Origin of the sequence: Pseudomonas rossensis (assembly GCF_039888995.1) — a bacterium.
GTDB classification, from domain to species: Bacteria; Pseudomonadota; Gammaproteobacteria; order Pseudomonadales; family Pseudomonadaceae; genus Aquipseudomonas; species Aquipseudomonas rossensis.
In genome coordinates, this window is the sequence record NZ_JBBWCB010000048.1 from 1 (window position 1) to 14,332 (window position 14,332).

At 59.9% G+C, this 14,332-nt stretch carries 14 protein-coding genes; 8 read left to right on the forward strand and 6 right to left on the reverse strand.

The window, feature by feature from the left end:
* Window positions 1-1,391, reverse strand: a 1,391-nt coding sequence (locus tag WLY71_RS14820) for a NorM family multidrug efflux MATE transporter (RefSeq protein WP_347804138.1), incomplete at its 3' end; no start/stop codon positions are given.
* Between the two features lie 159 nt (window positions 1,392-1,550).
* On the opposite strand from WLY71_RS14820, the gene WLY71_RS14825 reads away from it, so the two are divergent.
* The 3 genes from WLY71_RS14825 (at window position 1,551) to WLY71_RS14835 (ending at window position 5,957) form a co-directional block, all read left to right on the forward strand.
* Window positions 1,551-2,471 (forward strand): LysR substrate-binding domain-containing protein, encoded by a 921-nt coding sequence (locus WLY71_RS14825; RefSeq protein ID WP_347804139.1) that lies wholly within the window; start codon window positions 1,551-1,553, stop codon window positions 2,469-2,471.
* Between the two features lie 183 nt (window positions 2,472-2,654).
* A complete protein-coding gene (locus WLY71_RS14830; RefSeq protein ID WP_347804140.1) occupies window positions 2,655-4,631 on the forward strand; it encodes a methyl-accepting chemotaxis protein in 1,977 nt (658 codons plus the stop codon).
* Between the two features lie 111 nt (window positions 4,632-4,742).
* The gene (locus WLY71_RS14835) at window positions 4,743-5,957 is read left to right on the forward strand and encodes an aldose 1-epimerase family protein (RefSeq protein WP_347804141.1); all 1,215 of its coding nucleotides are present in this window, start codon (window positions 4,743-4,745) and stop codon (window positions 5,955-5,957) included.
* Window positions 5,958-5,963: 6 nt separating this feature from the next.
* On the opposite strand, the gene WLY71_RS14840 is transcribed toward WLY71_RS14835, so the two are convergent.
* Window positions 5,964-7,457, reverse strand: coding sequence for a YifB family Mg chelatase-like AAA ATPase (locus WLY71_RS14840; RefSeq protein WP_347804142.1), 1,494 nt, complete (start codon window positions 7,455-7,457; stop codon window positions 5,964-5,966).
* A 423-nt stretch (window positions 7,458-7,880) separates the two neighbouring features.
* On the opposite strand from WLY71_RS14840, the gene WLY71_RS14845 reads away from it, so the two are divergent.
* Window positions 7,881-8,144 carry a HigA family addiction module antitoxin gene (locus tag WLY71_RS14845; protein ID WP_347804165.1) on the forward strand — a complete coding sequence of 88 codons (264 nt, stop codon included), beginning with the start codon at window positions 7,881-7,883 and terminating at the stop codon, window positions 8,142-8,144.
* Window positions 8,145-8,155: 11 nt separating this feature from the next.
* On the opposite strand, the gene WLY71_RS14850 is transcribed toward WLY71_RS14845, so the two are convergent.
* Together WLY71_RS14850 and WLY71_RS14855 are read right to left on the reverse strand one after the other, a co-directional pair.
* A complete protein-coding gene (locus WLY71_RS14850) occupies window positions 8,156-8,677 on the reverse strand; it encodes a BRO-N domain-containing protein (protein WP_347804143.1) in 522 nt (173 codons plus the stop codon).
* Window positions 8,678-9,086: 409 nt separating this feature from the next.
* Window positions 9,087-9,347 carry an accessory factor UbiK family protein gene (locus WLY71_RS14855; protein WP_123365066.1) on the reverse strand — a complete coding sequence of 87 codons (261 nt, stop codon included), beginning with the start codon at window positions 9,345-9,347 and terminating at the stop codon, window positions 9,087-9,089.
* A 418-nt stretch (window positions 9,348-9,765) separates the two neighbouring features.
* On the opposite strand from WLY71_RS14855, the gene glnK reads away from it, so the two are divergent.
* The 4 genes from glnK (at window position 9,766) to sutA (ending at window position 12,541) form a co-directional block, all read left to right on the forward strand.
* Window positions 9,766-10,104 carry a P-II family nitrogen regulator gene (gene glnK / locus WLY71_RS14860; RefSeq protein WP_002555808.1) on the forward strand — a complete coding sequence of 113 codons (339 nt, stop codon included), beginning with the start codon at window positions 9,766-9,768 and terminating at the stop codon, window positions 10,102-10,104.
* 35 nt (window positions 10,105-10,139) lie between these two features.
* On the forward strand, window positions 10,140-11,477 hold the full coding sequence (locus WLY71_RS14865) for an ammonium transporter (RefSeq protein ID WP_347804144.1): 1,338 nt from the start codon (window positions 10,140-10,142) through the stop codon (window positions 11,475-11,477).
* Window positions 11,478-11,692: 215 nt separating this feature from the next.
* A complete protein-coding gene (locus WLY71_RS14870) occupies window positions 11,693-12,118 on the forward strand; it encodes a secondary thiamine-phosphate synthase enzyme YjbQ (protein ID WP_007989493.1) in 426 nt (141 codons plus the stop codon).
* A 102-nt stretch (window positions 12,119-12,220) separates the two neighbouring features.
* The gene (sutA, locus tag WLY71_RS14875; RefSeq protein ID WP_223429536.1) at window positions 12,221-12,541 is read left to right on the forward strand and encodes a transcriptional regulator SutA; all 321 of its coding nucleotides are present in this window, start codon (window positions 12,221-12,223) and stop codon (window positions 12,539-12,541) included.
* A 185-nt stretch (window positions 12,542-12,726) separates the two neighbouring features.
* Here the strand turns inward: sutA and WLY71_RS14880 are convergent, their stop codons facing one another.
* The gene (locus WLY71_RS14880; RefSeq protein ID WP_347804145.1) at window positions 12,727-13,434 is read right to left on the reverse strand and encodes an HAD family hydrolase; all 708 of its coding nucleotides are present in this window, start codon (window positions 13,432-13,434) and stop codon (window positions 12,727-12,729) included.
* On the reverse strand, window positions 13,431-14,330 hold the full coding sequence (gene xerC, locus WLY71_RS14885; protein ID WP_347804146.1) for a tyrosine recombinase XerC: 900 nt from the start codon (window positions 14,328-14,330) through the stop codon (window positions 13,431-13,433). Before xerC ends, WLY71_RS14880 begins: the two co-directional genes overlap by 4 nt.
* Between the last annotated feature and the right edge of the window lie 2 nt (window positions 14,331-14,332).

Consider the following 14,332-nt stretch of genomic DNA (forward strand, 5'->3'; position numbering starts at 1 on the left):
GTCTGGGCGACCCGCAAGCCCTGCTCCGGCGCCGGTTCGCGCTTGATCATCCGCTTCATCTTCCACTCAAACGCCCACGTCAGGCTCACCGCCGCGCACGCCAGCCCCAGCGCCAATCCCCACCAGACGCCCGTCGGCCCCCAATTCAAATGGAAGGCCATCCACCAGGCAGCCGGCGCGCCGATCAGCCAATAGCAACCCAGCCCCACCAGGAACGTGGTCTTGGCATCCTTGAGTCCGCGAATGCAGCCCATGGCGATGGTTTGCGTGCCGTCGAACAGTTCGAACCACGCGGCGACCGCCAACAGGCTCACGGCCAGGTTGATGACGTCGCGAAACGCCGGGTCGTTGTGGTCCAGGAACAAACCGATCAACTGATTCGGCAGCAACCAGAAGACCATGGCGAAGGCAAGCATCGCCGCCGCGCCAAAGGCGATGCCGACCCGTCCGGCCAGACGTGCATTCAGCAGCTGCCCGGCGCCGTAGTGCTGTCCGATGCGCATGGTGATCGCATAGGAAATCCCCGCCGGAACCATGAACGCCACCGAGACGATTTGCAGGGCGATCTGGTGTGCGCCCATTTGCGTACTGCCCATGGTGCCCATGCACAGCGCGGCGAACGCAAACAGTCCGACTTCCACCGCGTAGGTGCCACCAATCGGCAGGCCCAGGCGCCACAGTTCCTTCAGATACTGACGGTTAGGCCGCGACAGGCCTTGGCGCAAGGGATAAGCGTCGTAAGCCGGATGCCGACGGATGTGCCAGGCCAGCGCCAGCGCCATGCAGTTGGCGACAACAGCGGTAACCAACCCGATGCCCATCAACCCCAGTTTCGGCAGGCCGAACATGCCGGTAATCAATGCGTAATTGAGCAGGAAGTTGGCCACGGTGCCGCCGAGGCTGATGACCATCACCGGTGTTGCCCGGCCGATGGCGCTGGTGAAGCCGCGCAGGGCCATGAAGCTCAGATAGCCGGGCAGGGCGAACGGCAGGATCAGCAGGAACTGCCCGGCAGCCTGGACGTTGGCTTCGGTCTGGCCGAACAGCAGCAACACCGGTTTGAGGTTCCACAGCAGCAGCCCGGCCACCAATGCCATCAACCACGCCAGCCATAACCCGGCCTGGGTCAGCCTGGCGGCACCGACGATGTCGCCGGCACCCTGACGGATGGCCACGAGGGTGCCGACTGCGGCGATCACGCCAATGCAGAAGATCGACACGAACGAGTAAGTTGCTGCGCCCAGGCCGCCACCGGCCAGCGCCTCTGGACTTAGGCGCGCCATCATCAAGGTGTCGGTGAGGACCATCAGCATGTGCGCCAACTGCGAGGCAATCAACGGCCCCGCCAGCCGCAGGATGGCCCAGAGTTCGGTACGTGCTGGATGCTGCATGGTCATCACGCTCGATAATTAAAGAGGGACAGGAAAGCGTCGATTCTCGGCGCTCTACGGGGTTTGCACAAAGGGATAAAAAGGATGGGTTTCATGATTCAAACTCATGCTGGAGAGTTTCTGCTAGGGTGACCGAATCCCGCTATAGGAGCTTTCCGAATGTCCCGTCGTCTTCCTCCCTTGTATGCCCTGCGCGCATTCGAAGCGGCGGCGCGGCACAGCTCGTTTACCCGTGCGGCCGAAGAATTATCGATCACCCAAAGCGCGGTCAGTCGGCACATTCGTACGCTAGAAGAACATTTTGCCTGTCGGCTGTTTCACCGCAGCGGACGCAATCTGCAATTGACCGAGTCGGCGCGGTTGATTCTGCCCGGCATTCGAGAAGGCTTCACCGCCCTGGAGCGGGCCTGCAATACGTTGCGCGCCGAGGATGACATCCTGCGCATGAAAGCGCCGTCGACCCTGACCATGCGTTGGCTGCTGGCACGGCTCAGCCGCTTTCGGCACCTGCAACCAGGCAATGAGGTGCAATTGACCAGCGCCTGGATGGACGTCGACTCGGTGGACTTCAACCATGAACCGTTCGACTGCGCCGTCATCCTCAGCAACGGACATTTTCAGCCGGACTGGGAGGCGAGTTTCCTGTTCCCGGAAGAGCTGATTCCAGTCGGCGCGCCGAATCTTCTGCAGGATCAACCGTGGGATGTTGCACGGCTGGCCAATGCCGAACTGCTGCACCCGACACCGGATCGTCGCGACTGGCGCAGTTGGCTGGAGCGCATGGGGCTGGCGGATCAGGTGTCGCTCAAGGGCGGGCAGGTGTTCGACACGCTGGAACTGGGCATGATCGCCGCCGCCCGAGGTTATGGCGTGTCCATGGGCGATCTGCTGATGGTGGCGGAAGATGTGGCTCAGGGACGTCTGAGTCTGCCGTGGCCGACGGCCGTCGCCAGCGGTGAGAAATATTACCTGGTCTGGCCAAAAACCCGCCCCGGAGGTGAACGTTTGCGCAGGCTCAGCGACTTCCTGCAAGGCGAAGCCCGAGCAATGGTATTGCCCGATGTTCAACACTTGGGCTGAATCGATAGAGCTGCCGCAATGGCGGCCTTGAGCCATATCCCGGTTAATTACTCAAGTATTCCGATTTTCCGCCGAAAATGCAGGTGGAACCTTCGTGCAGGTTCGACGCAATTCCCATTATTAGAATTTTGCTGAGTGTGCAGCCAGATCAAGGAGGATCCGGTCGCTCGGCCAGGAGCTGTCATGTCTCAACCTCGTGCCCGGATCGCCTCACAGCTTGGTCTTGCGCTTGCCGTGATACTGGCGATTGTCATCAGCGGCAGTACCGTGTTCGCCCTGCGTTCGCTGGACACCGCCAACCTCGCCACCCGCGAAGAGCACCTGGCCAGTGAAGCTCGGTTGCTGGCCGATCAGTTGAGTACCTTTCACGGCACGTTGCGTGAAAGCACCCAGCGTCTGAGCGGTCTGTTCGAGAAGCGCTTCAGCGCCGGTTTGAGCGTGCACCCGGATGAACCGGTGTCGGTAGCGGGCGCGCAGACGCCGGGCCTGCACCTGGGCAGCGAAGTGCTGAACAACAACTTCAAGGAAGTGGACGAGTTCAAGCAAATGACCGCCGGCGTTGCGACGGTGTTTGTGCGCAGCGGCGAAGACTTCATTCGGGTCAGCACGTCCCTGAGCAAACAGGACGGCACCCGAGCCATCGGCACGCTGCTCGATCACGCGAACCCGGCCTATGCCCGCTTGATGGCGGGGCAGGCCTACGTCGGTCGCGCCTTGCTGTTCGAACGCTCCTACATGACTCAGTACACCCCCGTACGTGACAGCGGCGGTAAGGTGATTGCTGTTCTGTTCGTAGGATTCGACTACACCGACGCGCAGAACGCGCAGTTCGCCAACCTCAAGCGCTTCCGTATCGGCCAGACCGGTTCCCTGGCGCTGCTGGATGAGCAGAGCAAATGGCTGGTGCCGATCGCGGGCGTACAAGCGCTGGATCAGGCGACTCCGACCATCGTTGGCTTGGCGAAAACGCCGGGCAAGGGCGAGTTCTGGAGCGACAAGTCCGAAGATTTCTACAGCATTGCCGTGCCGTTTGAAGGCGGGCCGTGGTCGGTGGTGGCGAGCATGCCGAAAACCGAAATTCGGGCCGTGACCTGGAGTGTCGGGATTCAGTTGGCGATTGGCAGTCTGTTGGCGATGTTGATCGCTGTGGGTTCGGCGGTCTGGTTGCTGCGCAGCAAACTGGCGCCGCTGGGTGATCTGGTGCGTCAGGCGGAAGCCTTGGGTGCCGGTGATTTGAGCGTGCGTCTGAACGTATCGAGTAACGATGAGATCGGTCAGCTGGCTCGCGCGTTCAACCAGATGAGCCAGGCGCTGTCGACCATGGTCGAGCACATCCGCAAGGCGTCGCAAGAGGTCAACAGCCGTGCCCAGGCCTTATCCGGTCTGTCCGGTGGCGCCTATGAAGGGATGGAGCAGCAGTCGGGCGAAATCACCAGCATGGCCGGCGCCGTGGAAGAGTTCAGCGCCACCTCCCTGAACATTGCCGACAACATGGGCAGCACTCAGCGTCTGGCTCAAGAAAACGCACAGCAAACCCAGATCGGTCGTACGTCGATGGACGAAGCGTCCTCGTCCCTGGAACAAATCGCCGGCGCGCTGAACAGCACGGCGACGGTGATCAATACCTTGGGTCAGCGCTCCCAGGAAATCGGCGGCATTGTCGGTGTGATTACCTCGATTGCCGATCAAACCAACCTGCTGGCGCTCAATGCCGCCATCGAAGCCGCTCGTGCCGGCGAGCAGGGGCGTGGTTTTGCCGTCGTGGCCGATGAAGTTCGCAACCTGGCCTCACGCACTCGCGAAGCGACCGACGAAATTTCCGGCATGATCCAAAGCATCCAGCAGGAAACCGGTAACGCCATCAGCACCATGGAGCAGGGCAACCTGTTGATGCAGGAAGGCCTGTCGCGCAACGCCAACGTGGCTTCGGCCCTGGCGCGGATCGATGAGCAAAGCCGCTCGGCCGGTCAGCAATTCGCGGCGATCACCACCGCCACTCAAGAGCAGAGCAGTACCGCAACCTTGCTGAGCAGCAACCTGCAAAGCATTGCCCTGGCGAACAGTGAGCAGCGTGAAGTGGTGTCCAATCTGGCGATCACCGCCAAAGAGCTGGAGAAGCTGGCGGCGGATTTGCGGCATGAGGTTGACCGGTTCCGTTGAGGCACCGCCGCATTCTTTCTCTGCCATGAGCTGAGTTGTGTTGTTTTTAAGCTTGATGAAACGTTTCAGCAAGTCTATAAAAATGGCACAACTCCAAGAAAGGCTCCTGTCATGACTCCGCTCAAACTCATCATCGCTCTCGGCGCGCTGTCGGCTACCTCCCACGCCATGGCCTGGGACTACGTATTGCTCGACACCGACAAAGCAGCCCAGAACTGGCAGATCACCAGTCAGCAACTCGGCATCAAAACTGACAAACCTTTCTCGGTCACCCTGCGCACCTTGCACGGAGGTCGGCAGGAGGGCGTCAGCATCGTCGACATCGATAACGGCACCCTGAAACTCTCGGTGGTGCCGACCCGCGGGATGAACGTCCTGCAGGCGTCGGTCGGTAATGTGCGCATGGGTTGGGATTCGCCAGTCAAGGATGTGGTCAATCCGTCCTTCATCGAACTCAACGGTCGCGGCGGGTTGGGCTGGCTTGAGGGCTTTAACGAACTGGTCGCCCGCTGCGGCTACGAGTGGGTCGGTCACCCCGGCATGGATAACGGTGAACTGCTGACACTCCACGGTCGCGCCGCCAACATCCCGGCCAGCAAAGTCACTTTGCACATCGATGAAAAAGCGCCTTACACCATCAGCCTGCGCGGCGAGCTGAAAGAGCAGGCGTTCAAGAAAGTCGACTTCTCGGTGCTGACCGAACTGGTCACCGAGCCCGGCAGCGCAGCATTCGCCCTCAACGACACCCTCACTAACAACGGCGATTATCCAAAGGAGTATCAGGCGTTGTACCACAGCAATTTCAGCACTCCATTCCTGGAGCAGGGCGCCCGATTCGCCGCACCGGTGAAACAGGTCTCGCCGTTCAATGACAAGGCAAAAGGGGATCTGCCGGACTGGCAAACCTATCGCGCACCGACCAAGGACTACGACGAGACGGTTTACAACGTTGTGCCATATGCCGACGCCAAGGGCGATACGCTCACCGTGTTGCATAACAAGGCCGGCAGCCTAGGGGTTTCGGTGGGTTTCAATACTCAACAGTTGCCGGTGTTCTCCCTGTGGAAAAACACGGACACCCAAGGGCAGGGCTATGTCACGGGTCTTGAGCCAGGAACGAGCTTTTCCTACAACCGCCGGTATCAGCGGCCACTGAATCTGGTGCCAACGATTGCTGCCAAGGAGCAGAAGCAGTTCCAGATCAGCTACAGCTTGCTGGCGGACAAGGGGGCTGTGGATAACGCGTTGAAGCGAGTGAACGAGATTCAGGGCGGGCGGCAGACTGAGGTGCGGCAAACGCCGTTGGTGGATCTCACCAAGGAATAATCCCTGCTAATTTGTGCTCGGCCGGTATTGCAGCGCCTCGGCCAAGTGCTCGCGGGTGATGCCATCGATTTGTTCAAGGTCCGCCAGGGTGCGCGCCACTTTGAGCAGTCGATGGGCTGACCTCAGCGACAAAGTCAGTCGTTCACACGCAGTTTCCAGCCAGGTTTCGTCGATTGTGGATAACTTGCAGTGTTTGCGCAGGCCTGGCAGATCAAGAAAGGCGTTGGCGCAGCCCTGGCGTTTGTGTTGCCGCTCTCGTGCATCGGCGACCAGCACTGCGGCAGTGGCCGTGTCGTCTCCGGCCTTCAACGCTGGATTCAACGCCGTAGCTTCACGGGCGACGGTCAGGTGCAGGTCGATGCGATCCAGCAGTGGGCCCGACAGTTTGTTGCGATAGCGCTGGACCATGTCGGGTGTACAAGAGCAACGGCCGCTTGGCTCGCCAAGATATCCACAGGGGCACGGGTTCATTGCCGCCACCAATTGGAATCGCGCCGGGAATCGCACGCGGTCACGGGCGCGGGAAATCACGATGTGCCCGGACTCCAGTGGCTCCCTTAAAACCTCCAATACTTTGCGATCAAACTCTGGCAGCTCATCCAGGAACAGAACGCCATGGTGGGCGAGGGTGATTTCGCCGGGTTGCGGTTTAGAACCGCCGCCTACCAGCGCGGCACCTGAGGCAGAGTGGTGGGGCTGGCGAAACGGTCGCTGCGGCCAATGGCTCAGCGGCACGCAGCTAGCGACCGATTGAATCGCCGCAACTTCCAGCGCTTCGCTCTCCGCCAGTGGCGGTAAAAGCCCAGGTAAACGGCTCGCCAACAGGGTTTTTCCTGTTCCCGGTGGACCGCTGAACAAAAGGTTATGAGCCCCTGCCGCCGCAATCAGCAACGCACGCTTGGCTGAGAGTTGGCCCTGCACTTCATTTAAATCGGGATAGGGTTTGCTGGCGTAGAGCAATCCATTGGAAACATAAGGTTCAACCGGCGTGTGGCCATTGAAATGCGCGACCGCTTCGAGCAAATGATCCACCGCGATCACCTTCAACCCCGACGCCAGGCACGCTTCCTCGGCATTCGCCCGCGGCACCATCAACGAGCGTCCGGCCTTGCGTGCGGCCAGCGCTGCCGGCAACACTCCCCGAACTGCCCGCACCGCGCCTGACAGCGCCAACTCCCCCAGGCACTCCACATCATCCAGCGTCAGAGTCGGCACCTGCACACTGGCTGCCAGAATCCCCAAGGCAATCGCCAGGTCGAAGCGCCCGCCGTCTTTTGGCAGGTCGGCGGGCGCGAGATTCAGCGTGATGCGCCGCGCCGGAAACTGCAGGCCCGAGTTGATGATCGCACTGCGTACTCGATCCTTGCTTTCCTTCACTGCTGCCTCCGGCAAACCGACCATCGTCAGCGATGGCAAGCCATTGGCCAGATGGACTTCGACGGTTACCGCGGGCGCATCCACGCCAATCTGGGCGCGGCTGTGGACGATGGAGAGGGACATGGTCGTTCCTTGAGCTGAAGAGCACCGCTTCCTGCGGTTTTTGAAGGGTAGTTGTGAGGTAGCGCTTGAGCTTGGTAATTCAGGCGCAAAACTTTCGCAGAATGTTGCTGGCCAAAGCCGTAACGCGATCTGTAGCAGCTGGCGGAGCCTGCGTTCGGCTGCGCAGCAGTCGTGAAACCGAATTGCTCGGTTTACCTGACGTAGCGCGTGCTCTGATTTTACGACTGCTGCGCAGCCGAACGCAGGCTCCGCCAGCTGCTACAAAGGTTGCGTCGGGGCTGGCATTGTTTGTCAGGCGTTACGAGAGCTGGTTTTTGTAGGACTGGTCCGAGATGGATGAAGGGGTCGGTGAAAGCGCACTAGCGCTATTGTGTGATCGAGGGGCTACTTATGATCACGACTGATCGAGTCCTCGGAGGAAAAATGAACACTATTGGAATGCGGCCGATTCATCCTGGCGAAATCCTTGAAAAGGAGTTTCTTGAGCCGTTGGGCATTACTGCGGCGGGTTTGGCTTGCTCGCTGAGTGAGTTCGAAGTTGAGATATGTCACCTGGTGGCGCAGAGCAGAGGTGTCGGTCCTGACCTTGCAAAGAGGTTATCCATCCACCTGAAGACCACGCCCGAGTTCTGGCTGAACCTGCAATCGAGCTACGATCTGCGCAGGACCGATATCGAGCGTGGTTGAGGTTCGAATGCTTACAGCGATTGCAGCGCTCGCGTAGCTCTTTTCCACCACGGCAGATTGACCGCACGCGATGCCTGCTCGCCACTCGGCAACATCTGCGGAACGTCTTGCAGCCGAATCCACGGCTGGTTATTCCAGTGCAACAAACTCAACGATATCTCCGGCCAGTTCAGCAGGCTCAGGATCGGGCGTTCGATTGAGGTGGGTTGCTGGGCGTCTCTGAGGGCTGGGACGACGTCGTGGGTTAGCCATTCGCGCAGCGCCCGATATTCGGGGCAGTAGTGGTAGACGAGTAGTGCGTAGACGCCGGATTCGCTGATCATCAGGGTGTTTTCGATGCTGCCGTGGATGAGCATTCGTAATGTTTGGTGTTGGTCGGGATCGAGTTTGCGGACGGCGCGTTCGTCGAGGTAGAGGCGCAATAGACGGCCTAGATCTCGGGCGCTAAACCAGGCCTGGTTTTCCAACAGCAGGGCGTGGAGATGGAGTTTGTGGCGGGTGAAGACTTGGGGGATTAGATAGTTTTCTTCCATGGTGCAGTTCTCGGGATCAAATGAAGAAAACTGCCTCTGATCGTCGCCAAACGAAAAGGGTGGCAGCCATGCGCGGGTTGGCGAACCGGTGACGCCCGAAAACCGGCAGACCCGAAGGTCTCCCACGCATAGCCGCCATAATTCGAGATGGGAACGTCGGGGTCTTCCGGGTCGCCAAACCCAGAGCTGAACATTCAGCTGGGGATGAGCATAGAAACTGGAGGCCTTACGACGCAATCGGACGGCGGTGTGATTTTTGTAGGACGTTGCCGAGAATGTGGCGGGGCGGAAGATCAAAAGATCGCAGCCTTCGGCAGCTCCTACAGGGGTGGTCTGTCTCGTGTGGGATGGCTGGTAGACCGAGGCGACTCCATTCGCGGGCAAGCCCGCTCCCACAGGGAATGTGGTGTTATTCGGAAGGTGGATTGAGCTTCGCTTCCAGCTCCGCAACCTTCGCCTCAAGACTTTCCAACCGTGCACGAGTCCGTGCGAGCACAACCATCTGGCTATCAAACTCTTCCCGGCTCACCAGATCCAGCTTGCTGAAGCCGCTCTGCAACAGAGCCTTGAACTGGCTTTCGATTTCGCTTTTCGGTAGCGGGGTGTCGCCGCTGAAGAGGCGGGAGGCGGTGCCGCTCAGGGCATCGAGGAAGTCTTTGGGCGCGAGCATGGGAAATGTCCTGTCAAACAATGGCGGGCAGTGTATCACGCAGTGTCTATAGTCAATCTCGCAGTCAAGGGTGCACGCTTTTCGCGCATGCGGATGGACGGCCGCGCACTGTTGTTGTGCGTATCCGTCGAGCCATGGGAGCGAAGCAACTTGCGGCAGCGGCCAAGGGCCTGAAATCAGTGGGTTTCGGCGAGATGGCAAGCTTTCTGCTTAGTCGGTAGTGACCCATGCACTGATGCAGTCGCTGCGACGAATGCAGTGCGCCAAGCGGAACGGGGAAGTGTTTCGTGCGGAGTGGTTAGCAGGCGTCGGACGGGCAGGTAAGGCCGACGATGCGTTACAAAGCCAGGCACTGCGCTTAGACTTGAGTCGGGTTTGTTTTCCTGGGGCAAGTCCACCAATTCGGGAGAGAGTTTTCATGAAGCTAGTCACTGCCATCATCAAGCCGTTCAAACTGGACGACGTACGCGAGTCGCTGTCCGAGATCGGCGTGCAGGGCATTACCGTTACTGAAGTCAAAGGCTTCGGTCGGCAGAAGGGTCACACCGAGCTGTATCGCGGCGCGGAATACGTGGTCGATTTCCTGCCAAAGGTGAAGATTGATGTCGCCATTGACGACAAGGATCTTGACCGGGTTATCGAGGCGATAACCAAGGCTGCCAACACCGGCAAGATCGGTGACGGCAAGATCTTCGTGGTCAATCTGGAACAGGCGATTCGCATCCGTACCGGCGAAACCGATACCGACGCAATCTAGGCCGCCACACACCCAACGCCCCAGGAGAAAACAATATGACTCTGCGTACATTCGCAGGGCTAGGAGCCCTGTTGTCCCTCGTAATGCCCAGCCTGGCTATGGCGGCAGACGAAGTGGCGGCCCCAGTCCTCAACTCCGGCGACACCGCCTGGATGATGACCTCGACAGCCCTCGTGCTGTTCATGACCATTCCCGGCCTCGCGCTGTTCTACGGCGGCATGGTTCGCTCCAAAAACATTCTTTCCGTGATGATGCAGTGCTTTGCCATTACCGGTCTGATCAGCATTCTGTGGGTCATTTATGGCTACAGCATCGCGTTCGACACCACCGGCATGGAGCAGGGCGTCGTCAACTTCAACTCATTCTTCGGCGGCATGGGCAAGGCATTCCTTGCCGGTGTCACGCCATCGAGCCTGACCGGTCCCGCGGCGCTGTTCCCTGAGGCGGTGTTCATCACCTTCCAGATGACCTTCGCCATCATCACCCCTGCGCTGATCGTCGGTGCCTTCGCCGAGCGGATGAAGTTCTCCGCCATGCTGATCTTCATGGGCGTCTGGTTCACCCTGGTTTATGCACCGATTGCGCACATGGTCTGGTCCGGTAACGGCGGCCTGATGTGGGACTGGGGCGTGCTGGACTTCGCTGGCGGCACCGTGGTGCACATCAACGCCGGTGTGGCCGGTCTGATTGCCTGCCTGGTACTGGGCAAACGCAAAGGCTTCCCGACCACCCCGATGGCGCCGCACAACCTCGGTTACACCCTGATGGGCGCTGCAATGCTGTGGGTTGGCTGGTTCGGCTTCAACGCCGGTTCCGCTGCTGCGGCCAACGGCACTGCCGGTATGGCGATGCTGGTGACCCAGATCGCAACTGCCGCCGCTGCATTGGGCTGGATGTTCGCCGAGTGGATCACGCACGGCAAACCAAGTGCTCTGGGTATCGCTTCGGGTGTTGTGGCCGGTCTGGTTGCAATCACGCCAGCCGCTGGCACCGTGGGCCCGATGGGCGCTCTGGTCATCGGTCTGGCAGCCGGCGTGGCGTGCTTCTTCTGCGCCACTACCCTGAAACGCAAACTCGGCTATGACGACTCCCTGGACGCCTTTGGCGTACACGGTATCGGCGGTATCCTCGGCGCGATCCTGACCGGTGTCTTCGCCGCTCCGGCCCTGGGTGGCTTCGGCACCGTCACCGACATCGGTGCACAGGTCTGGATTCAGATGAAAGGCGTGGGCTTCACGGTGATCTACACCGCGATCGTCACCTACATCATCCTCAAGGTCCTGGACGCCGTCATGGGTCTGCGTATCACTGAGGAAGAAGAGGCGGTCGGTATCGATCTGGCACTGCACAACGAACGCGGCTACAACTTGTAAGTACGCGCACAAAAAAACTTGCCCGGCTTGCCGGGCATTTTTTTGTCTGGAGTTTGTCAGTGAAGGAACTGCTGAAAGGTTTTTTCGTACACGTTTAGTGGCGTTTACGACGGGCGTTTTTCTGCGGCCAATGGCTTACATGATTGAAGGAATATTAGGGCCTTTGTTTTTTCCCAGAGCGCGCTAGAATGCGCCCCGAACGTGCGGAGAACTGTATGTGGCAACAGACTCTGATTACCCTGCGGGCGAGGCCCCGGGGCTTTCATCTGGTAACGGACGAGTTACTCGCCGGCCTGCCTGAACTCAAGGCATGTCGGGTCGGTCTTTTGCATTTGTGGCTGCAGCATACCTCGGCGTCGTTGACCATCAACGAGAACGCCGATCCGGCGGTACGTCGCGACTTCGAACGATTTTTCAATCGTCTGATCCCACAAGGAACAGACGGCTATGAGCATAACGACGAAGGCCTGGACGACCTCCCGGCGCACTTCAAGGCCAGCGTGCTTGGCTGTCAGCTCAGTTTGCCGATTTCGGCAGGCCGACTGGCGCTGGGAACCTGGCAAGGCGTTTATCTGGGCGAGCACCGTGATCATGGCGGTGCCCGTAAAGTCCTCGCCACCGTGCACGGTGAAGGGGCATAAACCGCTGGTTGCCAGCGGTTGTTGAATTTTTTCCGGCGGCCATCGACAGATGGCGAAGCTGGGCTATAACTAATCTGCTTTTCGCAAGTCATGAGGTAGAACATGAGCGACGATGATCTGGAAAACGACGACCTCGAAGTAGGCGACGACGAAACCGAAGAAGGTCTGGAAACAGCAGCGGAAGACGTTGCTGACGACGATGGCGGTGAAGCGCCCGTTCCGACCGCCAAAGGCAAAGCCAAGGCAGCGGTATCGGTCGATGAGCTGCCGAGCGTCGAAGCGAAAAACAAGGAGCGTGATGCTCTGGCGCGGGCCATGGAAGAGTTCCTGGCCAAGGGCGGCAAGGTGCAGGAAGTGGAGGCCAATGTGGTCGCCGATCCGCCCAAGAAGCCTGACAACAAGTACGGCAGCCGGCCTATCTAAGCGCCTGCCCTTGCTTGCTGAAAAAGCCCGCCGTCGCTGCGGGCTTTTTCATGGGTGAAACAAAATTTGAAGTCTGCGGTGATCCTTGTGGGAGCGGGCTTGCCCGCGATGGCGACGTCACATTCACAATTGTTGTCGCCTGACACACCGCTATCGCGGGCAAGCCCGCTCCCACAGGTTTTGTATTAGGCTGAGGTCGTATTCCACCTAGCCAACAACGCCGGCAACTCGCTCAGGCTGCGAATCTCGGCATCCGGTGCCTTCTCGGCTTCCCAAACCTTGCCAGCCGGGTTAAACCAGATCGCCCGCAATCCCGCCTGCTGGGCGCCGGCAATGTCGTCACCCGGATGATCGCCGATATGCACGGCCGTTTCAGCCGTCGCCCCCCCCCGTTGCAACGCCTCATGAAACAGTCGCACATCCGGCTTGCCGATGCCGATGTCTTCGGCGCACAAGGCAAACTTGAAGTAGTCCGCCAGCCCTAACCGGCGCACATCGGCGTTGCCATTGGTGATCACGCCGAGGGCGTAGTGATTGGCCAGCGTCTCGAGGGTCGGTTGCACCTCCGGGAAGATTTCCAGCTGATGCCGGGCATGCAGAAACACTTCAAAACTCTGATCGGCCAGGTCTGCGGCCTGATCATGGCTGTAACCGGCTTCTTCCAGCGCATGGAACAAGACGCGGCGGCGCAGGGCGCTGATGCGGTGCTTGAGGCCCGGCTCACTGCTCAGGATCCGCTCGCGAATCGCCCACAAATGCTCCACCGGCACGGCGCCCAGATTTGGTGCATGTTCGGTCAGCCATTCACGCAATATGGCTTCGGCGCTGACGATCACCGGGGCGGTGTCCCACAGGGTGTCGTCGAGGTCGAAGGTGATCAATTGGATTCTCATGACTCATCGCCTTTGATTCGTTTGGCCCGTGGATGGGCGCTGTCGTAAACCGTCGCCAAGTGCTGGAAGTCCAGGTGGGTGTAGATCTGGGTGGTTTTGATGTCCGAGTGACCGAGCAATTCCTGAACCGCCCGCAGGTCCTGGGACGACTCCAGCAAATGGCTGGCGAAGGAGTGCCGCAGCATGTGCGGATGCAGGTTCTGTCCCAGTTCGCGTTCGCCAGCGGCTTTAACCCGCACCTGAATCGCCCGTGGGCCGAGGCGCCGGCCTAGCTGGCTGACAAACACCGCGTCGTCCGCCGGGTTGGTCATGGCGCGTAGCGGAAGCCACAGCTCCAGCGCTTCGCGTGCTTTTTTGCCGACCGGCAGCAGTCGGGTCTTGCTGCCCTTGCCGAGCACTTGAACCATGCCGTCGGCCAGGTCCAGCTGATCCAGATTGAGCCCGGTCAGTTCTGAAAGCCGCAAACCTGAGGAATAGAACAGTTCCAGAATCGCCTGATCCCGCCGCGCCAGGAAATCATCCTCCACCGCGCCCTCAAGCAGTTGCAGTGCGCGGTCGGTGTCGAGGGTTTTTGGCAGCCGACGTTCGCCCTTCGGCGGCGCCAGGCCGTTGGCCGGGTCGTGATCGCAGAGGCCTTCGCGGTTCAGATAGTGATAGAGCCCGCGCACCGCCGACAGCAGCCGCGCCAGGCTGCGCGAAGATTGGCCCTGTGAGTGCAGGCGTGCGATCAGGCTGCGCAGGCGCTGGATGTCCAGGGCCGCCCAACTGCTGATGTTCTGTTTGACGCACCAGCCCAGCACTTTGTCGAGGTCGCGGCGGTAGGCGTACAGCGTGTGAGGCGACACCTGCCGCTCACTGCGCAGGTGTTCGCAGTAAGCGTCCAGTTGCCGTTCCACGA